The sequence below is a fragment of the Micromonospora sp. NPDC049051 genome (assembly GCF_043197575.1).
Taxonomy (GTDB): domain Bacteria; phylum Actinomycetota; class Actinomycetes; order Mycobacteriales; family Micromonosporaceae; genus Micromonospora.
In genome coordinates this window covers 959,723-979,813 of record NZ_JBICTL010000003.1, presented here as the reverse complement: position 1 = coordinate 979,813, position 20,091 = coordinate 959,723, and the positions used below count along the sequence as shown (strand labels likewise).

The 20,091-nt window shown below is 75.1% G+C and carries 17 protein-coding genes; 7 read left to right on the top strand and 10 right to left on the bottom strand.

The features are described from left to right. Positions 1-737 precede the first annotated feature (737 nt). Positions 738-2,114 (top strand): AMP-binding protein, encoded by a 1,377-nt coding sequence (locus ACGFIR_RS16555; RefSeq protein ID WP_393145777.1) that lies wholly within the window; start codon positions 738-740, stop codon positions 2,112-2,114. A 45-nt stretch (positions 2,115-2,159) separates the two neighbouring features. Here ACGFIR_RS16555 and ACGFIR_RS16550 read toward each other — a convergent pair whose 3' ends face one another. Further along, complete coding sequence (locus ACGFIR_RS16550) at positions 2,160-2,639, bottom strand: cold-shock protein (RefSeq protein ID WP_393145775.1); 480 nt, start codon at positions 2,637-2,639, stop codon at positions 2,160-2,162. 174 nt (positions 2,640-2,813) lie between these two features. Between ACGFIR_RS16550 and ACGFIR_RS16545 the strand changes: the two genes are divergently transcribed. Further along, complete coding sequence (locus ACGFIR_RS16545; RefSeq protein ID WP_393145773.1) at positions 2,814-3,476, top strand: 4'-phosphopantetheinyl transferase; 663 nt, start codon at positions 2,814-2,816, stop codon at positions 3,474-3,476. Here the strand turns inward: ACGFIR_RS16545 and ACGFIR_RS16540 are convergent. Further along, positions 3,473-4,882, bottom strand: a complete 1,410-nt coding sequence (locus tag ACGFIR_RS16540) for an acyl-CoA synthetase (protein WP_393003722.1) — start codon at positions 4,880-4,882, stop codon at positions 3,473-3,475. The two genes, ACGFIR_RS16545 and ACGFIR_RS16540, sit on opposite strands and share 4 nt — an antisense overlap. Positions 4,883-5,099: 217 nt before the next feature. On the opposite strand from ACGFIR_RS16540, the gene ACGFIR_RS16535 reads away from it, so the two are divergent. The 5 genes from ACGFIR_RS16535 (at position 5,100) to ACGFIR_RS16515 (ending at position 8,718) form a co-directional block, all read left to right on the top strand. After that, a complete protein-coding gene (locus tag ACGFIR_RS16535; protein ID WP_393145771.1) occupies positions 5,100-5,774 on the top strand; it encodes an HAD-IA family hydrolase in 675 nt (224 codons plus the stop codon). Positions 5,775-6,142: 368 nt separating this feature from the next. Next, the gene (locus ACGFIR_RS16530; protein ID WP_393003718.1) at positions 6,143-7,084 is read left to right on the top strand and encodes an ABC transporter ATP-binding protein; all 942 of its coding nucleotides are present in this window, start codon (positions 6,143-6,145) and stop codon (positions 7,082-7,084) included. After that, positions 7,081-7,818 (top strand): ABC transporter permease, encoded by a 738-nt coding sequence (locus tag ACGFIR_RS16525; protein ID WP_393003716.1) that lies wholly within the window; start codon positions 7,081-7,083, stop codon positions 7,816-7,818. Before ACGFIR_RS16530 ends, ACGFIR_RS16525 begins: the two co-directional genes overlap by 4 nt. 256 nt (positions 7,819-8,074) lie before the next feature. Continuing rightward, positions 8,075-8,317: a DUF5988 family protein gene (locus ACGFIR_RS16520; RefSeq protein WP_393003714.1), complete on the top strand. Its 243-nt coding sequence runs from the start codon at positions 8,075-8,077 to the stop codon at positions 8,315-8,317. 20 nt (positions 8,318-8,337) lie between these two features. Beyond that, a complete protein-coding gene (locus ACGFIR_RS16515) occupies positions 8,338-8,718 on the top strand; it encodes a VOC family protein (RefSeq protein ID WP_393145769.1) in 381 nt (126 codons plus the stop codon). Positions 8,719-8,811: 93 nt separating this feature from the next. Here ACGFIR_RS16515 and ACGFIR_RS16510 read toward each other — a convergent pair whose 3' ends face one another. The 8 genes from ACGFIR_RS16510 to ACGFIR_RS16475 all read right to left on the bottom strand — a co-directional run bounded on the left by ACGFIR_RS16510 (position 8,812) and on the right by ACGFIR_RS16475 (position 20,082). After that, the gene (locus ACGFIR_RS16510) at positions 8,812-9,762 is read right to left on the bottom strand and encodes a DUF6528 family protein (RefSeq protein WP_393145767.1); all 951 of its coding nucleotides are present in this window, start codon (positions 9,760-9,762) and stop codon (positions 8,812-8,814) included. Positions 9,763-9,863: 101 nt separating this feature from the next. Beyond that, complete coding sequence (locus tag ACGFIR_RS16505) at positions 9,864-11,579, bottom strand: hypothetical protein (RefSeq protein WP_393145765.1); 1,716 nt, start codon at positions 11,577-11,579, stop codon at positions 9,864-9,866. 5 nt (positions 11,580-11,584) lie between these two features. Then, a complete protein-coding gene (locus tag ACGFIR_RS16500) occupies positions 11,585-13,036 on the bottom strand; it encodes a VWA domain-containing protein (protein ID WP_393145763.1) in 1,452 nt (483 codons plus the stop codon). A 35-nt stretch (positions 13,037-13,071) separates the two neighbouring features. Next, positions 13,072-15,252 carry a tetratricopeptide repeat protein gene (locus tag ACGFIR_RS16495; RefSeq protein WP_393145761.1) on the bottom strand — a complete coding sequence of 727 codons (2,181 nt, stop codon included), beginning with the start codon at positions 15,250-15,252 and terminating at the stop codon, positions 13,072-13,074. After that, a complete protein-coding gene (locus tag ACGFIR_RS16490) occupies positions 15,249-16,118 on the bottom strand; it encodes a hypothetical protein (protein ID WP_393145759.1) in 870 nt (289 codons plus the stop codon). The genes ACGFIR_RS16495 and ACGFIR_RS16490 overlap by 4 nt, the downstream gene beginning before the upstream one ends. 14 nt (positions 16,119-16,132) lie before the next feature. After that, positions 16,133-17,215, bottom strand: a complete 1,083-nt coding sequence (locus tag ACGFIR_RS16485) for a transporter substrate-binding domain-containing protein (protein WP_393145757.1) — start codon at positions 17,213-17,215, stop codon at positions 16,133-16,135. Beyond that, positions 17,212-18,594: a hypothetical protein gene (locus tag ACGFIR_RS16480; protein ID WP_393145755.1), complete on the bottom strand. Its 1,383-nt coding sequence runs from the start codon at positions 18,592-18,594 to the stop codon at positions 17,212-17,214. The genes ACGFIR_RS16485 and ACGFIR_RS16480 overlap by 4 nt, the downstream gene beginning before the upstream one ends. A gap of 249 nt (positions 18,595-18,843) precedes the next feature. After that, entirely contained in the window at positions 18,844-20,082 is a 1,239-nt protein-coding gene (locus tag ACGFIR_RS16475) for a PucR family transcriptional regulator (protein WP_393003696.1), read from the bottom strand. Positions 20,083-20,091 lie beyond the last annotated feature (9 nt).

The following is a 20,091-nucleotide window of genomic DNA, read 5'->3' as shown; positions in this document are numbered from 1 at the left end:
TTGATAAAACCTCGTCGACTGTCGGGGCCGTCTCGGCCCGGGCGATGGCGGGCGGCGGCGGGTGCGTCGGCTGGCGTGGTGCCGAGGTGCGGGGGTTGCGTCGGAGGTCGGGCGTGCGGCCCGGCAATTGCCGCACGCCCCGATTGTTGCGGTGCGGAAGACCGCCCACGCGAAGTGCGACTGGTGGCTGCCCGTTTCGGTCGAGGATCGGGAGCCGGCATGCGCCGGCGGGTGCCTACGATTCGGACCTTTGGGAAATTCAGCGATTATGTTGTTAAAAAAGAATTATGTATCTGCTGCCCGATGATGGCCGGAGGCGCTGACCGCCGGCCGCCGGAAGAGTCTCCTCCGATATTGCAGGCGTCAATGCATAACACGCACCGACGTAGTCCGTCAGGTTTTCTCCGGCGGAATCCGAGTTCGATTTCCGCACGTCCCGTCAAACGGATATGGCTCCAATATGTACGGCGCTGAAATAGTCGCCCCCGCCGATCGTCGCCCGAGTGGGAACAGCATCCCGTCCTACCTGGCTGGTCGGCCCCGACAGGGGATCCGGGCGCGGCGGCTAGGGGTTGTGCCGGGCGATAGCCCGGGCCTAATTTCGGGGCACCCGTTTCCAACGTCGGGTCAGCCGGATATGGGGCCGTGCGGGCCCATGACCTGAAGGGTTCTGTGGCCGTCGTGATGTCCCAGCTGCCGCCGCGACTCGTTGACGCCCTCCGCAGGGGATAGCGGAGATGACACTGCTGCCGGCGCTGCGGGGATTCGGTGCGGATCGGGCCGACGCGGTCACGGTGGCCGGCACGACCCTGTCCAGCGAGGCCCTGCTCGGCTGCGTCACCGCGGTCGCCGACCGGATCAGGGGCACGGACGCGGTCGCGGTCGACGGCGCACCGACCCCGGAGGCGGTGGTCGGAATGCTCGGCGCCGTCCTCGCGGGCGTCCCGCTCGTACCACTGCCGCCCGGCGCCGACGAGTGCGAACGGAGCCGCATCCTGCGGCAGTCCGGGGCGACGGTGGTGCTCGGCCGCGACCGTTCCGGGTCCCACCGGCTGCCCACGGTCCCGGTCGACCTGCGCGAGCGCTCCTCGACGCATCATCCCGAGCCGGAGCCGGGCGCCGACGCGGTCATCCTCTACACCGGTGGCGCCGCGGGGCCGCCGCGCGGGGTACGCATCTCGCGCCGTGCCATCGCGGCCGACCTCGACCTGCTGGCCGACGCGTGGCGGTGGAGCGAGGAGGACGTGGTGGTGCAGGGCACCCCGTTGTACCGGGCGTACGGCCTGGTCGTGGGCCTGCTGGGCGCGTTGCGGGTCGGCAGCCGCTTCGTCCACCTCGACCGAGACGCCACCGCGGGACCGGTCGGCACCATGCACCTGGCGTTGCCCGAACAGTGGGCGCGGATCGCGCTGGACGGGCCCCGGGCCCGCGCGCTGTCCGCGGCGCGGATCCTGATCTCCGCGGACGGCCCCCTGGCGTCCGCCGTGGCCGAGCGCCTCCGACTACTCACCTCGCACACCCCGGTGCAGGCGTACGGCACCACCGAGACGCTCATCGCGCTGACCGGACGGGCCGCCGACCGCACGGTCACGGGCGTCGTCGGCACCCCGCTGCCCGGCGTCGAGACGCGCGTGCTGGACCGCGAGGCCCGGCCGGTGCCGGCCGACGGCGAGTCGGTCGGCGAACTCAGCGTCTGCGGGCCCACGCTGTTCAGCGGGTACGTCGGGGGGCCGGGCTTCGCCGCCGGTCGCTGGCACGCCACCGGCGACCTGGCGAGCGTGGCCGCCGACGGCTCGTACCGGATCATCGGCCGGTGCGGACTCGACGTGGTGCACAGCCGGGGCCGGCGGATGCACGCCGGGCAGATCGAGGAGGCGCTGCTGAGTCACCCCGGGGTGCGCGACGCCGCCGTCGTCGGCACGCCGCACCACGCGCTCGGCGAGCAGGTCACCGCGTACGTCGTCGCCGAAGGGCTGACCGCGCAGGTGCTCATCGACCACGTCGGCCGGCATCTCTCGGCCGGGCAACGACCCCGGCGGGTGCACTTCGTCGACGAGTTGCCCCGCAGCGCGCTCGGGCGGATCAGGAAGTCCCTGCTGATCGCCGGCGGCTGAGCGGACCGGACAGCGGGCGGGTGCGCCACCCGACCCCCGCGTCGGTCAGCCCTCCACCCAGCCGTGCCGTCGGGCCAGGTCCAGCATCCGGGCGCGCACCGCCACGATCTGCGCGCCGGTCAGATCCGACACGGAGGTCACCAGCGCCTCGGTGGTCTCCGTGCAGAAGGCGCGCTCGGAGAGCACGTCACACAGGCCCTCGTCGTCCTCCGCGCCGCCGGTGGCCGGTCCGCCGTCCCTGCTGCGCCCGCCGCTGACCGTCACGCCCGTCCGCGCCGCAGCCGCGGTGCCGCCCGCCGGGTTGCGCTCCGCTCCCGGGGCGGCGCCGATCACCCGCACCAGCACGGCCTTGGGACCGCGGTCGGTCTCCACCGCGTCGTACTCGACCGGGACGCCGGGCGTCAGCGCCCACTTGTCGCCGTCCAGCATGTTCGCGTGCACGAACACGTCGTCGCTGCCGTTGTCCGGGGCGATGAACCCGTAGCCCCGCACCTCGTCGAACCGCACCACCTTGCCAGTAAGCATCGCTTTTCCCGCATCCATCCGACCAAAATCCGCATGCCCCGCCCGTGGGACCGGGGCCGGCCCCCAGAGTGGCAGCCACCCGTGTGGCCCGGCACCCGTACCCGACCCCTATGGTGCACCGTACCGCCGACGCGGGTGCGGCGAGGGTTGCCGCAGCGCCTAGCATCGGCGAACGTGATCGAGCAGATCCTGCCCCCCGCCGTGGCGGTGGCCGAGTCCTTCACGGACCCCACGGGCCTGACCCTGTTCCCCGAGGAAGAGGCGCTGGTGGCCCGGTCGGTGGAGAAGCGCCGCCGGGAGTTCACCACCGTGCGGCACTGTGCCCGCCTGGCCCTCGGCGACCTGGGCCTCGCCCCGGCGCCGATCGTCTCCGGCGCGCGGGGTGCCCCGGTCTGGCCGGACGGGGTGGTCGGCAGCATGACGCACTGCGAGGGCTACCGGGCGGCCGTCCTCGGCCGTACGACGGCGTTCGCCACCCTCGGGGTGGACGCCGAGCCGCACGCGCCGCTGCCCGACGGGGTGCTCGACGCGATCGCCCTGCCGGCGGAGCGGACGCGCACCGCCACGCTGGGCGCGGCCCGCCCCGCCGTCTGCTGGGACCGCCTGCTGTTCAGCGCCAAGGAGGCGGTCTACAAGGCGTGGTTCCCGCTGACCGGCCGGTGGCTGGACTTCTCCGAGGCGGACATCGTGTTCGACCCGGCCGGCACGTTCGAGGCGCGGCTGCTGGTGCCCGGCCCGGTGCTCGGCGGGGCCGAGGTGACGGGCTTCGCCGGCAGGTTCCTGGTCGAGCGGGGACTGGTGGCCACCGCGATCAGCATCCCGGCCGTCGCGTCCTAGTCCGCGCTCAGCCGCGTCTTCTGCACCTTGCCGAGGGCGTTGCGGGGCAGCGCGTCGACCAGGCGTACCTCGCGCGGCCGCTTGTGCGCCGACAGGTGCCGGGCCACGAAGTCGATCAGTTCGGCCCCGTCCACCCCGTCGCCCACCACGTACGCGGTGACCTGCTGGCCGAGGTCGGGGTGCGGGGTGCCCACCACGGCGGCCTCGCGGACCCCCGGGTGCGCCAGCAGGGCGTCCTCCACCTCGCCGGCGCCGATCCGGTAGCCACCGCTCTTGATCAGGTCGGTCGACGCCCGGCCGACGATCCGGTGCCAGCCGTCGGGGTCGACGGTGGCGACGTCCCCGGTGCGGAACCAGCCGTCCGGGGTGCGGCTCGCCGCGTCGGCGTCCGGACGGTTGAGGTACCCGTCGAACAGCGTGGGACCGGTGACCTGGAGCTCGCCCATCGCCGCCCCGTCGGCCGGCAGGACGGCGCCGTCGTCGTCGACGAGCCGCGTACGCACGCCGGGCAGCGCCAGCCCGACGGTGCCCGGTCGGCGTGGACCGTCCGCCCGCGCGCTCACCGTGATCAGGGTCTCGGTCATCCCGTACCGCTCGACGGCCCGGTGACCGGTGAGGGCGGCGAGGTCCGCGAACACCGCCGCCGGCAGCGCCGCGCTGCCCGAGACGAGCAGCCGCGCCGGACGCAGCGCCCGGGCCGCGTCCGGGTCGGCGGCGATGCGGGACCAGACGGTCGGCACCCCGAAGTACATCGAGCCGTTGGCGGCGGCGTACCGGTCGGGGCGGGGCCGGCCCACGTGGTGCAGCCGGCTGCCCAGCCGCAGCGGCCCGAGCACGCCGAGCACCAGCCCGTGCACGTGGAACAGTGGCAGGCCGTGCACCAGCAGGTCGTCCGGCGTCCACGCCCAGGCGTCGGCGAGCCCGTCCAGGCAGGCGGCGACCGCCCGGCGGGAGATCACGGCACCCTTCGGGGCGCCGGTGGTGCCGCTGGTGTAGAGGATCACCGCGGTGCGCGCCGGGTCCGGCTCGGGGTGCACGGTGTCCGACCGGCGGGTCAGGTCGACGGGCACGACGGGCCGGCCCGCGCCCTCGGCGGTGCGTTCCGCGCCGGCCGCCACCAGCAGCGCCGCCGCGCCCGAGTCGCGCAGGATGTGGTCACGCTCCATCGGCCCCGCGTCCGGCGGAACCGGCACCACCGCAGCTCCGGCGGTCAGCGCGCCCACCACGCCGACCACCGTCTCCAGGGTCGCCGTGGCCTCGATCGCCACCCGGTCGACGCCGTGCAGCTCGTCGGCCACCGCCGCGGCCAGGCGGCGCAGTTGGTCCCAGGACACCGCCCGGTCGTCGACCCGGATCGCGTCCGGGCGCTCGTCGGTGCCCTCCGTCAGCCAGCTCAGCAGCGGCATGGTGCGATCCTCTCAGCGGCTCGGGGCCGGTCCGACCCCGGCCGGGGGCGCGCCGGCACCGGACGCCGGGGCACCCGGGACGCCGGTAGGGTCGTGGGCAGCCGGCGGATCCGGGTGGGCGCGTGCGCCGCGCCGGCAGGACCGGGACGACGGTCCTGACCGTAGTCGGGGCCTGGGGGGCCTACCACCCCTACCGGCCGGGCCGGACGGGCGGGAGGTGACAGCGGTGGTCGCGGACGCGACGACGGTACCCGACGGTGTCCGGGCCGTGGTGCTCGACCTCGACGGCGTGCTGGTCGACAGCCTGGCCGTGGCCAGGGAGGCGTTCGTGCTGGCCTACGCCGAGGTGGTGGGCGACGGCGTGGCCCCGGTCGAGGAGTACTGCCGCCACCCGGGTCGGTACCTGCCGGAGGTGCTGGAGCTGATGGGCCTGCCGGCGGCGCTCGCCGAGCCGTTCGTCCGGCAGAGTAACCGCCTCGCGCACCGGGTCACCCCGGTCGACGGGGTGGCGGACCTGCTCCGCACCCTGCGCCGGCGGGGGATCGGGCTGGCCGTGGCCACCGGCCGCAGCGGCGTGCGCGCCCGGGACCTGCTCGGCCGGCTCGACCTGCTGCCGCTCGTCGACCACGTGGTGGGCTCGGACGAGGTGCCCCGCCCGAAGCCGGCGCCGGACATCGTACGGCGGGCACTGCACCTGCTCGGGGCCCGGCCGGCGGAGGCACTGATGGTCGGCGACGCGCCGAGCGACCTGGTCAGCGCGCGGGCCGCCGGGGTGGTGGCGGTGGCCGCGCTGTGGGGCGAGTCCGACGAGCAGACCCTGCGCGCTGCGGGACCGGACGTCGTCCTGACCCGGCTCGGCGAGCTGCTGCCGCTGTGCCCGGCCCGGCGATGACCAGCTGACCCTCGACCGGCCGCCGACCCTGGAACGGACGCCCGCCCTCGCCCGGACGTCGAGCATGGGACGGGCAGCGGCCTCGGGGCGGCGCCCGTGCGGACCGGACACCCGGGGTGACCGGTCGACACCCCTGCCTCCGGGACGCGTCGTCGGTCGGCACCCCTGTCCCGGGTCGTTTTCCATGTCGACACCCCCGATTCGTCAGCTGATCAGTTGATCGGGACATCGGTTGGCCGGATGATGTCGGGCGGCGGTCGACCTGGCTCCGGCCGGTACCGGCCCGTTCCCGCAAGCCGACGCCGCGATCAGCCGAGGGGTCCCGCCCTTCTCGACGGCAAACCGCACGTGAAGGAGGACCACCCCACATGCCGGTCATCGAAGTCGATCATCTGCAGAAACGGTACGGCGAGAAGATCGCGGTCGACGACGTATCCTTCACGGTCGAACAGGGCGAGATCTTCGGCGTCCTCGGCCCGAACGGGGCCGGCAAGACGACCACCGTGGAGTGCGTGCAGGGGTTGCGTCGTCCCGACGGCGGCACCATCCGGGTGCTCGGGCTCGACCCGGTCCGCGACCGCACCGAGGTGCGTCAGCGCGTCGGCGCCCAGCTCCAGGAGAGCCAGCTGCCCGACAAGGTACGGGTGTGGGAGGCGCTGGACCTGTACCGGTCCTTCTACCGCAACCGGGCCGACATCGACGAGCTGCTGACCGACCTGGGCCTGGCCGAGCAGCGCAACACCTACTTCCAGAAGCTCTCCGGCGGGCAGAAGCAGCGGTTGTCGGTGGCCCTGGCGCTGGTCGGCAGGCCGGAGGTCGCCATCCTCGACGAGCTGACCACGGGCCTCGACCCGCAGGGCCGCCGGGACACCTGGGACCTGGTCGAGCGCATCCGCGACCGGGGCGTCACCGTCGTGCTGGTCACCCACTTCATGGAGGAGGCGCAACGCCTCTGCGACCGGCTCGCGATCATCGACAAGGGACGGGTGGTGGCCATCGACAGCCCCGCCGGCCTGCTCACCCGGGTCGGCAACGAGCACCGGGTGCACTTCCGTCCGGCCGAGCCGGTCGAGGACGCCCTGCTGCTCGCGTCGCCCGACGTGACCGGGGTGAACCGCTACGGCGCGGAGATGACGGTGACCGGCACGAAGGACGTGCTCCAGTCGGTCATGTCGGTGCTCAACGGGCGCGGGATCACCTACACCGACCTGCGGGTCGAGCAGCCCAGCCTCGACGACGCGTTCGTCGCCCTCACCGGCCGTGGGGGCCGGACCGCCGCGCAGTCCCCGACCGACGGGAGGTCGTCGTGAGCGCCCTGTCCAAGCTGATCGCCGTCGAGACGAAGCTGTTCCTCCGGGAGCCGGTGTCGTTGTTCTTCGTCTTCGCCCTGCCGATCGGCCTGATGCTCGTCTTCGGTCTGCCGCAGCGCGCCGGCACGGCCGCCGACACCGGGCAGCACGCCGAGCAGACCTTCCTGCCGTCGCTCGCGCTGGCCCTCACCATCGGCATGCTCGCCCTGTTCACCCTGCCGATGGCGCTCGGCATCTACCGGGAGCGTCGGGTCCTGCGCCGCCTGGCGACCACCCCGGTGCAGCCCGCGCTCCTGCTGGTCGCCCAGGTCGTGGTCAACCTCGTGATGGGCGTGCTCGGCGCGGTGGTCACCGCGATCGCCGTACGGTTCCTGCTGGATCAGCCGGCACCGGCCAACGTGCCCGGGTTCGTGCTGGCCTTCCTGCTCGGGGTGGCGTGCCTCTTCGCCGTCGGCCTGCTGATCGCGGCGCTGGCGCCGTCGGCCAGGGCAGCACAGTCGATCGGCCCCGCGCTGTTCTTCCCGCTGCTCTTCCTGGCCGGCGCCTGGTTGCCCCGCGACCGTATGCCCAGCGCCCTGGCCGCCGTGGCCGACTACTCTCCGCTCGGTGCCACGGTCGACACCATCGGCGCGGCGTGGGCGGGCGCCAACCCCGAACTGCCGCAGCTGATCGCCCTGGCCGTGACGGCCGTGGTCGCCTCCGTGGGGGCCACCCGGTTCTTCCGCTGGGAGTGAGACCCGGGGCGTCCCGGTCGGTGCGGGGGACATCGTCGCTGCCCAGGGCCGTTCCTAGGGGTGCCCTAAGGGTGTCGGCCGAATGTGATCTGCATTACGTTCGAAGCTGAACGGGCGGCCGGTCACCGGACAGAGACGTTCGACCGCGAAGCGTCCGTTCACCCGGCAACGGGTGTCGTCAGGCCTGTGTGGACGGAGCCGCCGCTCCCACGCGGCGGCTCCTCCGAGGTGTGCGGAATGCGACGGAGGTCGTGCCATGAAGGACGTTTCGCAAGCTGATCCGGTCACCCGGGACGCCGCCGGCGTCATCGACGTCGTCCTGGAGGGCGGCCCGGTTGACCTGCCCGCCGACCTGCGCAGCCGGCGGGTGGCCGGGGCCGAGGAGAAGATCAAGGTCCTGCACTACGGCGGGTACGAGCACTTCGAGCGGGGCGCCAGCGCCGCCACGGTCGACCCGGTGGTCTTCCGCTGGACCGGCCGGACCCGGATCGCCGAGTAGGAGAAGGGCGCAGCAGTCTCATGAGGGCACAGGACCAGCGGCCGGGACCCCACCTGACGGTCGTCGACACCAACGAGGCGATCGCCTTCTACACGGACGTCTTCGACGCCGTCGCCATCCAACGGGAGTGTCTGCTCGACGGGCGCGTCCTGCACGCGGAGTTGGCCGTCGGCGGCCACCGCCTGACCGTGAGCGAGTGGTGGGAGACGGGCGGCCCGTCGTCGACCGAGGGCCGCGACGACGTGTTGACCATCGAGCGGACGGACCCGGAGTCGGTGCTGCGGCGGGCGGTGGCCGCCGGTGCCCGCGTCGAGCCGGCCGCCGACCCGTCGTGCCGGCCGCTGCTGCGCGATCCCGCCGGCCTGTGCTGGACCGTCGTCGGACCAGCCCGTCCGGCGTAGGTCTACCCTGCCCTCCACGCGACGGGGCCCGCGCTCGCCGAGCGCGGGCCCCGCTGTGGTGCGGCTGTCCCGGCACGCGGTGCCGGGCCCCGGTCACTCGAAGCCCGGCGTCCAGATGCGCGCCTTGTAGAACTCGGCGCCCGAGCGCTTGCGGTCCGGCGACTGGGAGAACCGCACGGTCGGGCTGCCCCAGGTGCGGGAGCCGGTGTTGTCGGCGCGTACGGACACCACCTCCCCGGAGGAGTGCCGCACGTACGACTTCACCCGCGTCTCGCTGGAGATCTTCCGTTTGGTGAACGAGCCGCCCGAGGTGTTGATCTCGTAGACGCCGTCGGTCGCGGTGCACAGCAGCTTGTACCTGTTGCCGTAGTCGGGTTGCAGGTCGTGCCCCAGGTTGCTGCTGCCGAGGCTCACCGAACCCCCGTAGTACTTGAGCCGGGTGTTGCGGTAGGAGCCCTCGACCGCGTAGTGCACCAGCTTGCCCTTGCCGATCGCCCAGAGGATCTTGTAGGTCGGGTCCCAGAGGACGCCGTGGGCGCCGGGAAGGCTGACCGTCTGCACCTTGGCCAGCGAGCCGAGGTTGCCGACGCTCGTCGGGGCGTAGAGCGTGAGGTAGCCGTGCGAGCTGGCCACCACGACCGAGCCGTTGCCCGGGATCCGCTCGATCGCGTGCGGGTTGCCGCCCGGGGTCGCGCTCCAGGCCAGGTCGTTGAGCTCGGTGTGCTTCTCGCTGTCGATGTCGACGATGCCCGCCCGGCCGCCGGAGGCGACCATGAGCGCGATCCAGCCCTGCTTCTGCGTCGAGCGGATCTTCACGTCCGACAGGTTGGACCACGCGCCGCCGCCGGGGCTGAAGCTCCAGTGCACGTTGGCGTCGGTCCAGCTCTTGTTCTTGTGGAACACCAGGATCTTGTTCTTGACCTGCTCGGTGGTGGCCACGTAGTAGCTGGTCGCCGCCTGCGCGGGGGCCGGGCCCAACAGGGCCGCGGTCGGCGCGGCGACCGCCCCGGCCGCCAGCCCGCGGAGAATCGTGCGTCGCTGCATGCTCAACATCCTCCCGTGATCATGTTGAGTCACACATTCTGCCACTATCGTCCACATTGGTCTGTGCCTTTCGGCGAGGAGCGAAGGAGTGACCTCGGGGCTCAGGGGCGGCGGGCGTTGCGCTTGCGTACCGCGAAGAAGAGCGCCGCGGCCCGGCGGACGCCGCCGGGACGTCGCGGGTCCGCGGCGATGTCGTGCAGCAGGTCCCGGTCGGCCCGCCCCGCGGCCAGCGTCATGAGCAGGGCGAAGCACTCCCGGGCGCCGTCCCGACCGGTGGGGCCGTCGGCGCCGTCGGCCCAGTGCGTCAGCAGTGCCGCGAGCACGTCCGCGCGGAACGACGGCGTGCCGGCCTCGCCGGCCCCGGCGCGGCCGGCGAGCAGGTGCCCGGCGGCGATCGCGCCGTCCGGCTCCGCGAGGCGCTCCCGCAGGAAGGCCGGCGCGACGGCGGCCCGGCTGATCGCCTGCAACGCGACGAACCGCGTCGAGCGGGTGTTCATCAGCGTCACCCACTCGTCCGGGCGCCAGTCACGGGCGAGCGGCCCGGCCGCCAGGTACTCCACCAGGCTGGGCCAGACCGAGGCCAGGGCGTGCCGGTCGGCCCGGAAGAGATCCGTGGCGAGCAGGATCTGCCGTACGTGCGCGGGCCAGTCGGGCAGCACGGTCGCGGGGGGCACCGGCGCGTGGGCCGCCGACCAGTCGACGACCGCCGCCACCGGATCGCCGCCGGCGACGGCGGCGGTCGCCGCCACCTCGACGAGGTCGGTGTGCCGGGCACCCAGCCAGGCGGCCACCGCCTCGCCCCCGTCGGGGCGGTGCCGCAGCGCCGCGCAGGCGTCGTCGAGGCTGTCCCGGCCGCCGCGCAGCAGGGCGCGGACGAACTCGTCGAGCAGGGCCTCCGGGCCGGGCTGCGGGGATGCCCCCGCCTGCCCGCCCTCCCAGACCAGCACCGCGATGGTGGCGGTGAGCGGATTGTGGACCGGCCCGGTGATGCGCTGGGCGTGGGTCCAGTCCAGGAACCTGCGGGCCGTGGCGCCGTCCGGGAACCAGCGGGCCGCCAGCAGCGCCACGTCGGCGTCGGTGAAGTGCGCCAGGTGGTACGCCGGGTAGCCGTCACCCAGCACGGCCAGCTCGTCCTCCGCCAGGTGCCGCGTGGTCACCAGGAGCCGCCAGGGCCGCGGCGGGCCGGCCGGGCCGGGCGGACGGGCCAGCTCCGCGAGGCGGTTGAGCACGACGGCCCGCTCGTCCGGGTCGGTGACGGCGTCGAGCGCGTCGACGCAGACCAGCCACCGCCGGCCGGGGGCGGGGGGCCGCTCGACGTCGAGCGGGACGCCCTCCCCGGGGTACGCCTCGGCGAGCGCGGCGGGCAGCGGCCGGTGCACCAGGGCGGCGGCCGGCAGGCTCACCAGCACCGGCCCGGCCGGACAGCGCCGGCGTCGACCGCGACCGGCGAGCCACCGCCGCGCCGACCGGGCGCTCTCGTAGCGTACGAGCGCCGTCTTCCCGCTGCCCGGCTCCCCGATCAGCAGCACGTCGCCGGTGCCGGTGAGCAGGTCCGCCACGTCGACGCCGTCGCCGGACGGAGCGAGCCGCGGCACCGCGCGACGCGGCACGTACACCTCGGACAGTGGCTTGACGTAGCCCCCGAAGCGGTGCGGGTGGACGATGCCGGCGTCCTCCTCCCTCCGCCACACCGGGCGCAGGGCGGCCCACCAGCCGCGCCGGCTGCGGGTGTGGCGGCGGACGGCGACGAGCGCGCCGGCGAGCGCCAGCGTGCCGCTGACGACGCTGGCGACCTTGTCCGAGACGTCCAGGTCCATCGGGGTCAGGGGCGGCCGGCGCCGGGCTGCTCGGCCGCCAGGTGGTGCGCGCCGCATCCCTCGCAGTACGCGCCGGTCTGCTCCTCGTCGCAGTGCCACCACGGCGCGGGCGGCCCCGCCGGCGCGGCCCGCTGTGCCGGCGGCTCCTGCGGTCCCCACCGGGACGTCTGGTGGGCCACGACCAGGGAGGACTGCGTGAGCCGGGCGTCGACGTCGGGCCTGAGCCGCACCCGGCCGCCGGCGGCGTCCAGGACGTCCACGATGCGGGCGAGCAGGGTGACGTCGTCGTCGCGGCCCGTGGCGTGGGCGAGCGCCACCGCGTGCCCGAGCTGCTCCTCCGCCTCGGCGACTCGGCCGGCCCGGGCGGCCGACAGCCCCCGCTGGACCGCCGCCGCGTAGTCCTGCTGGCGGGTGTAGTACGCCACGCTCTCGTTGATCTCCGAGTAGCGCAGCGCGTCCTCGGTCCACTCCACGGTGAGCGGCGCCTCGACGGGCGCGGCGTCCGCACCGGCGTGCACGCTCAGCCAACCGATGCGCCGCCGCACCCCGGGCGCCATCGCGTCGACCTCCAGGGCGACGTGGTAGTCCCGCTGGTCGTGCGGGCTCCACGCCCCGACGGGGTAGTCGGTGGCCAGCTCGCCGGCCGGCACGCCGCGCCCGGTCAGGTCGGCGAGCGCCGGGTGCACCTGCTTGACGAAGCGGACCCGGGCCAGCCCCGTGGTGCGTACGCGCAGCCGCACGTCGGGGACCCGCCGGGACATCGCCCGCCCCAGCACCGTCCGGAACTCGTCGGCGAGCCCGGTGAGGTCCTCCACCGGCACGACGGGGTTGGCGCCCAGTGCCTCCGCGATGCCCAGCAGCTCCACCGCGTCCCAGTCGTGCACGCCGTCGGCGGAGCCGATGGCGCGGCAGTCGACGGTGAACCGGCCGACGCACTCGTCCACCGCCGCCCGCAGGTCGGCGGGGCGTTGGGACTCGTTGCGCCCGTCGGTGAGCAGGATGACGTGCCCGATCGCGTCCGGTCGCGTGGCCAGCAGCTGGCGGGCCAGCAGCAGCCAGGTGCCGATGGCCGTGCCGCCGTGCGGCGCCAGGTGCCGCAGCGCGTTGCGGGCGGCGGCACGGGTGGTCTCGTCGGCGACCGCCAGCTTGCGGTCGCCGGGGTAGACCATGGTGGCGTGCGCGGTGCCGGACACGACCGCGAACGCGACCCCGTCGGGCAGGGCGTCGATGGCCGCGGCGGTGGCCTGCCGGGCGGCGCGCATCTTGGCCTGGGGCGCCCCCATCGAGCCCGAGGAGTCGATGAGGATCACCTCCGCGAGTTCGTCGTGCCGGACGTCCTCCTGGGTCGGTTCCTCGCCCCGGACGGTGGCGACCACGTCGAGCACCGCCCCGTCGGCGGAGATGCACTCGGTGTGGTGCGCGCGCAGCCGCAGCGGCAGATCGTTGGCGGGGGACACGGATGACCTCTTTCCGTCGGGGCCGGCGGTCGGGCTCACCACCACGTCACCGGCCGGTACGCGTTGGCCAGCTCGACGAGCGCGATCCGTTCCCGCCGGTCGGCGGTACGCCGGGCCCGGGAGCGGCAGCGGCGTTCGAACGCGCGGCGCAGGGTGTCCTCGTCGAGCGGGTGGCCGAACAGCCGCCGGCCGCCGTGGCGTCCCTCGGTCAGGTCGCAGCCCAGCGCGATCCGCAGGATGTGCGCCTCCACCTCCTCGCGTTCGCCGAACGGGGGCAGCTTGTCGACGGTCGCGGCCGCGTCGAGCGCGGCGTCGAGCCGGCGTCCGTCGTCCGGCGCGTCGAGCAGGATCCGCACCGCGCAGGTCACCGCCACCGGCGAGGCGCGGGAGGATTCCGGCACCCTGAGCAGGGCGTCCGCCGCGCTGCGGGCGTCGGCCGTGGCCAGCAGGCAGCGGGCCAGCCCGAACGCCGCGCCCACCACGCCCGGATCGGCGTCCCACACCCCCCGGTAGTGGTCGGCGGCCGTGCGCGCGTCGCCGTCGAGTTCGCAGGCCACGGCGTACGCGAGCCGGGTGGACACCTCGCCGGGCAGCCAGCCGTAGACCTGTTCGAAGCGGTGCCGGGCGGTGCTGGTGTCCCGCCCCACCAGGGCCACCAGCCCGCGGTGCCACCACAGCGACCAGTCCCGCAGGTCCTCCGGGAAGCCGGCGAGCAGCGGTCCCGCCTCGTCCGCCCGCCCGGCGGCGAGGTGGGCCCGCACCGCGCGGTAGGTCACCTGCGCGGTCCGTTGCGGCGCGGTCCGCAGCAGCTCGATGAGTTCGGCAGGGTCGGCGGGACCGAGCGAGGCGAGGAACCCGGCGGCCGGGTCGGCGCCGTCGACCAGGGGCGTGGGCAGGCCGAGCATGATCTCCACGGCGTCGAGGGCGTCGCGGTCGGTGTGCAGGGCGAAGGCGCACGCGGAGGGGCTGAACAGGGTGGACCGGGTCGGCCGGGGCACGCCGTCGGTCGCCGAGCTGACCTGCCGCCGTACGCCCCGGACCTGCTCGCGCATCTCGGCCGCCGAGGCGAACCGGTCCTCGGGCTCGGTGGCGGTGGCGCGGGCGAGCAGCCGCAGGAACGGGTCGAGCCGCGCGGGCACGGGCAGCCGCAGCACGTCCTGCCCCGCCGGGACGCGGGTCACCTCGGTGGAACGGGGCACCAGGGTCAGCGCGGCGAGGGTCCGGCCGACGGTGTAGAGATCCGAGCGGATGCTCGGGCCGGCGGGCCCGAGCCGCTCCACCTCGGGCGCGGTGTAGCCCGCGGTGCCCCACGCCGGACTCACCGTGTTGTCGATCCGGCGGGCCGCGCCGAAGTCGACCAGTTTGATCGGGTCGTTGGCGCCCTGCCCGCCGACCCGCATCACGTTCTCCGGCTTCAGGTCGCAGTACAGCCAGCCCTGCTCGTGCAGGTACTCGAAGGCGTCGAGGATCTGCACGGCGTAGCCCAGCGCCTGCGCCACGTCCACGGCGGTCGACCCGCCGCCCGGGCCGGCCGTGCTGCGGGCCTCCTCCAGGGTGCCGCCGTTGACGTACTCCATCACCAGGTAGCCGGCGTCCCGATCGGACTCGGGCCGCAGCGCGTGGGTGATGGTGACGATCCCCGGGTGGCTCAGCGCGATCAGCGCCTGCCGCTCGGCGACGAACGCCGCGACGGCCTCCCGGTCCTCCGGGTTGCGCTGCCCCTTCAGCACCCGCCACGCGCCGTCCATGTCCTCGTCGCGGGCGAGGAACACCCAGCCGACGCCGCCGTTGCCCAGGCAGCCCACGATCCGGTAGCGCCCGGCGCGCAGGTCGCCGTCGGCCAGGGGCGGGGTGAAGGAGTACCGGGTGCCGCAGTCGGGGCAGAACCCGGCGACGCGGGGCAGCCGGGGGCCGCGGTGGCGGTGGCACCGCGTGTTGCCGCAGTAGCGGGAGTGCTCGGGCACGACCGGCTGCGACACCACCGCCGTCAGGGGGTCGTGGGGCCGCGCGGTCGGCAGCACGGCCGGGCGCTCCCACGCCCGCGACGACGTACGCGGCGGCCGCGGGTCGACCGCCGGTGCCCGGACCGCGCCGCCGGCCGCGTCGGGCTCGGCCTCCGCGCCGGCCCCGCGGCACTCGTGGCCCCACAGCCGGCAGAACCCGTCCTCGTCGACGGTGCCGGGGCAGTTGCGTGCCGCGCAGTCGTCCGCCGTCATCGCGTACCCCCGTTCACGGTCCGCTGGTAGTCGCGCACCGCCCGGCTCGCGCCGGTCACGGTGAAGGCGTCCGGGCGCAGGGCGGCCAGCGCCTCCCGGTACGCCCGCTCGACCTCCGGGTGCTCGGCGCGGCCCTCGTCGGCGGCCTTCTGCCGGTAAGCCTCCAGCCGCCCGGTCAGCTCCAGGTGGCAGCCCCGGCGCAGCCGGCGCCGCGCGGTGTCGGTCCGCTCGACCGCCCGGTCGACGGCGGCCCCCAGGGACCCGTCGTCGCGTTCGGGCTGGACGTCGCCGCGCCACCACTGGCCCCGGCCCGCCGCCTCGGCGGTGGCGAGCCGGTCCAGCAGCCCATCGACCGCGAGCGCCGCCAGCGGATCCGTCCCGTCGCCCAACCCCTCGCCGGCGGCCTCCGCCGCGAGCTGCCGGAGCCGTTCGAGTGAGGCGCGCAGCCGCCGGGCCCGGACCGCCAGCCGGTCCCGGCCGTACGCCTCGACGATCCGGCGGATCCGGGCCACGTGTTCGCGGGCCGCGACCAGGATCTCCTGGACGCTCATCGCCTCGGTGTGCACCGGTTCGCCGGTCGCCGCGGTGAACCGGACCTGGCAGGGGTCGTCCAGCAACCGGGCCAGGGCCTCCGCGCCCGCGCCCGTCGGCTCCTCGACGCCGTCGAGGTCGTCCACCAGCCGGTCGAGGGCCAGCGACAGGCAGCCGAACCGGTGCAGCAGGTCCCGGGCCTCCTGGGCGCCAGCGGCGGCCGGACCGTCGGGCTGCCGGAAGGCGTCGGTGACCAGTTGCTGCACGTCGAGCAGCTGCTCGCAGACCCAGGCGTGCGCGGCGAGGGTGGCGTCGAGGCGTTCCCGCACGGCCATTCACCCACCGCCCATCAGTCGGCCGGCCGCGGGGTGGTCGGCGTGGGGTCGGGGGGCGGCCACCGCGTGGTCGCCGGCCCGGGCGAGGGCATGCCCCGGTCCCGGTGGCCGGCGAGCCACCGGTCGTGGGCCTGCTGCCACACCGTGGCCGTACGCGGCTGCGCCAGCACGTGGTTGACGAACGAGGTCAGCTCCCGGCCCTCGGTCAGGTGGAACGCGAAGGCGTGCGGCTCGTCGGTGAACCAGGTGCAGTTCTCGTCCCGGTGGTGGGCGCAGGACCGCCGCTCCGGCCGGGGCGCCTCGGTCACCAGCGTCGTGTCCGGTGCCATCCGGGCGAAGCCCAGCAGGATGTTGTCGTCGGTGCTGACCCCGTCCACCTGGCCCTGGCGCAGCATGACCAGGCAGTCGACCGGGTGGGGAGCCTGCACCGGCACCGGCCGCAGGCCTCCCGTGGTGCGGTAGCCGGCGATCATCGCCAGCGAGGTGGTGTTCGCGGCGGCGCAGACCCGCCGGCCGCCGAGCTGTTCCATGCCCGCGAACTCCGGGGTGCCGTCGGCGCGCCTGCGGACCAGCACCGTCTGCCCGGAGTCGAGGTAGTCGTTGGAGAACAGCACCCGCCGGGCCCGCTCGCAGGACGCCGTCAGCGAGGTGGCGACTACGTCGATCTCGCCCTTCTCGAGCATGGTGAAGGCGCCCTGGCCGGGTGGCACCGCCTTGAAGGTGAGCCGGGCGCGCGGGTCGTCGCCGGGCCAGAGGGCGCTGGCCACCGCCAGCATCAGCTCGATGTTGAAGCCCTCGAACCGTTGGGTCTGGGCGTCCCAGTGGCTCATGGTGGCGTCCGACGGGTCCACGCCGGCGACCAGTTCGCCCCGCTCGAGGATCCGGCGCGGTGGCGTCGGGGTCGGCGGGAGGCTGCGGCGTACCGGGCAGACCCCGCCGGTCTCGTCGGTGTTCGGCACCGTCGCCACCCCGGGCGGGCGCGCCGGGGGAGCGGGGGAGGGGGCCGGGGGCGCGGCGCAGCCGGCCAGGGCGGCCAGCAGCGCGAGCGACGCGGCCCGCCCGCGCCGCTTCGGCGGGCTGCGCCGGGGCGTGCTCACTGGTACTCCAGGTAGCGCTGGCGCAGCCCGGCGACCACCCCGGCGGCCGCGAGCAGGGTGACCCACGCGGCGGCGCCGCCCAGGTGGCGGCGCGCCTCGGGCAGGTCGGCGACCATCCGGGCGACCTCCTCGTTGCGGGTGGTCAGTTCCGTCAGCAGGTGCCCCTCGGCGGCGACGAAGTCCCGGCCCGCCGATCCGTCGCCGAGCACGGTGTCGACCGCGCCGCGGAAGGCGTCGGGTGCCTTGCTCTGCCGGGCCGGCCAGACCGTCTTCTCCAGGACGGTGCAGTCGATCCGGTCCCCGGGCGGTGCCGACCCCGTGGCCGGGGGCCGGCAGAGGTCCCGGCTGTCGAAGTCCGCCTTGTGCCCGGCCGGGTCGACGCTGGCGCCCAGGCCCAGGTAGACGTCGGCCCGCCCGGCCAGCAGGGAACCGAGTCGCTGCTGGGTGGCGCTCTGCGCGTCGATGGCCCGTTCCAGCTCCGGGAAGCCCCGATCGGCGTCCGGCCAGTGCCACCACGAGGAGGCCAGCATGGCCAGTACGGCCACGGTGCCCGCCGAGGCCAGCAGCAGTCCCGCGTTCAGCCGGCGGCGGGTCCGCCGGCGCAGCCACACCTGCACCAGCACCAGGGCGGCGAGGGCGGCCAGCGGCACCAGGACGGACGCGGCCAGCCACGGGCGGGCGTCGGCGCGGGCGTCCAGCAGCAGCCTGGTGTCGTAGTTCCACAGGCCCTGGGCCGCGGTGAGCAGCTCGGTGGACATGTAGTGCGACGCCTGGCGGGCGTAGGCGGAGGCGAGCACCGCGCGGGCCGCCGGACTGCCGGTGCCGGTCTGCTCCCCGCCCGCCGGTGGGCAGGGTTCCCGGTCTTCGGCGGTCGCCGTGGGCAGCGGACCGGCCACCCGCAGGGCGGCGCAGACCACGTCGCGGTAGACCTTCAGCCGGGCGGCGATCGTCGCCAGCCGGGTGAGGCGGTCCGGGTCGTCGACGGCCCGGCCCATCGAGTCGGTCAGCGTGCGCTCGACCTCGTGGACGGACGCGTCGTAGGCGGCCACCAGCGAGGCCCGCCGCTCCTCGTCCGGCGGCAGCAGGAAGACGGCGCTCGCGGCGACGTCCGCGTCGGCGAGGCCCTGGTAGATCTGCCGGGCGGTGGTGCTGGTGTCCACGGCCGTCGCCGCGGAGCGCTCGCCCAGCGTGGTGGCCGACGCGCGGGACTGTACGGCGACGACGGCGGTGGCGGCCAGCGCGGCGAGCAGCACCGCGCCGCTCAGCACGATCAGCGCCGGGGTCGTCCGGAGCGCCTCGCGCAGGCGTCCCGGGCGCGCGGGCCCGGTGGCCGGGGTCGCGCGGTCGGCCCCGGGCTCGTCCCCCGTGTGCGACGCCATGCCGGTCCTCCCGCTCGCCGAGGGCCCGTCCGGCGGCCTCCTGGCGGAAGGCGTCGAGGTACCGGAGGCGTCCCCCGTTCGCCCCGCCGGCGGGTCCACCGCGGCCTTCGGCGCTGGGGCCGGCGGCCGGTCGGCTGATCACGGACGGGGGAGGACAGGCTGACATCTTCCGCGCCAGGGCGGCACGGGTATGTCCGATATCTGACCACAGCGTGACCGGCTCGACACGCAGCGGATCGGTGCGTCGGATCAGGACGCCGTCTCGTCGCCCTCGGCGCGGGGCGGGAAGGCCAGGGCGAGGGTCAGGTCGAGGACCGTCGCCGGGTCGCTCAGGCGCTCGCCGTAGAGCTCGCGCAGTTTGCCCATCCGGTAGCGGACGGTCTGCGCGTGCACGAAGAGGTCGGCGGCGACGTCGTCGCGCCGGCCCTGGTGCAGCAGCCAGGAGCGCAGGGTCTCGGTGAGTCGTTCGGCGGTGCCGGGCGGCAGCGACGCGAGCGGCGCCAGGACCCGGGCGCGCAGGTCGGCGACGGCTTCCGGGTCGGTGCTCAGCACCAGCTGGGCGAGGTGTTCCTCGGTGTCCAGCGCCGGGCCGTCGTCGCCGGGGCGCAGGCCGAGCGCCAGGGCCCGCAGCGCCCGCTGGTAGGAGGAGGCGACCCGGGTCCAGGGTCGGGCGGGGCCGAGCACGGCGCGGCGCCCGTGCAGCACCCGGGCGAGCTGTCGCCGCCGGTCGCCGTGGCTGTCGGGCACCAGCAGCACCGCCAGGTCCTCGCCCGCCCCGCCGCCCGGCGGGTCGTCGCCGCTCTCCAGGGTGCGCGAGGGCAGCCGCGCGAGCGCCGCCCGGAGGTTGGCCCGCGACAGCAGGACGACGGTGAGGGTCTGCGGTGGGGGCCAGTCGGCCCGCTCGGCGCTGCGCAGCAGCGCGTCCTCGGGCTCCCCGGCGAGCAGCCGCTGGGTGAGCCGTTCCAGGTTGCGCCGCCGGGCCTGCCCGGCGCTGGCCAGCTCGTCGGCGTGACCGGCCACGCTGGCGGCGGAGAGTTCGTCGATGTACGCGAACATCAGCCCGGCGAACTCGGCGACGGTGGCGGCGGACGATCCGCCCTGCACGGTGGTGGTGGACATCTCCCGCCAGGAGACCCGGGCGCCGACGCGGTACGCGGCGAGCAGCGCGTCCATGCTCCGGCCGGAGCGCGCCTCGCCGCTGCCGAGGGCGTACGCGGCCTCCAGCGCGCCGGTCAGCGGAGTGCTCGGGTCACCGCCGTGGGACCGCCCGATGAGTTGGAGGAACGTGCCGAGCGCGAGCTGCACCGCCGTCTCGATCTTCTCGCGCATCTGGCCGGTCAGGGTGCCGGAGTAGCTGGGCACCTCGGCGGTGATGGCGGTGACGGTGCGCTCGGCGAGCAGAGGCAGCCGGTCGTGCAGATCGCCGGCCACCCGGGCGTCCAACTCGAGGCGGGCCGCGCGCCGCGTGGCCTCCGAGCGTTCGGACACGTTTGTTCC

Excerpts from the sequence above, each read along its gene's own strand:
- ACGFIR_RS16555 (WP_393145777.1), top strand. The coding sequence starts at position 738 with ATGACACTGCTGCCGGCGCTGCGGGGATTCGGTGCGGATCGGGCCGAC.
- ACGFIR_RS16550 (WP_393145775.1), bottom strand. The coding sequence starts at position 2,639 with ATGCTTACTGGCAAGGTGGTGCGGTTCGACGAGGTGCGGGGCTACGGG.
- ACGFIR_RS16540 (WP_393003722.1), bottom strand. The coding sequence starts at position 4,882 with ATGCCGCTGCTGAGCTGGCTGACGGAGGGCACCGACGAGCGCCCGGAC.
- ACGFIR_RS16530 (WP_393003718.1), top strand. The coding sequence starts at position 6,143 with ATGCCGGTCATCGAAGTCGATCATCTGCAGAAACGGTACGGCGAGAAG.
- ACGFIR_RS16520 (WP_393003714.1), top strand. The coding sequence starts at position 8,075 with ATGAAGGACGTTTCGCAAGCTGATCCGGTCACCCGGGACGCCGCCGGC.
- ACGFIR_RS16515 (WP_393145769.1), top strand. The coding sequence starts at position 8,338 with ATGAGGGCACAGGACCAGCGGCCGGGACCCCACCTGACGGTCGTCGAC.
- ACGFIR_RS16510 (WP_393145767.1), bottom strand. The coding sequence starts at position 9,762 with ATGCAGCGACGCACGATTCTCCGCGGGCTGGCGGCCGGGGCGGTCGCC.
- ACGFIR_RS16505 (WP_393145765.1), bottom strand. The coding sequence starts at position 11,579 with ATGGACCTGGACGTCTCGGACAAGGTCGCCAGCGTCGTCAGCGGCACG.
- ACGFIR_RS16495 (WP_393145761.1), bottom strand. The coding sequence starts at position 15,252 with ATGACGGCGGACGACTGCGCGGCACGCAACTGCCCCGGCACCGTCGAC.
- ACGFIR_RS16490 (WP_393145759.1), bottom strand. The coding sequence starts at position 16,118 with ATGGCCGTGCGGGAACGCCTCGACGCCACCCTCGCCGCGCACGCCTGG.
- ACGFIR_RS16480 (WP_393145755.1), bottom strand. The coding sequence starts at position 18,594 with ATGGCGTCGCACACGGGGGACGAGCCCGGGGCCGACCGCGCGACCCCG.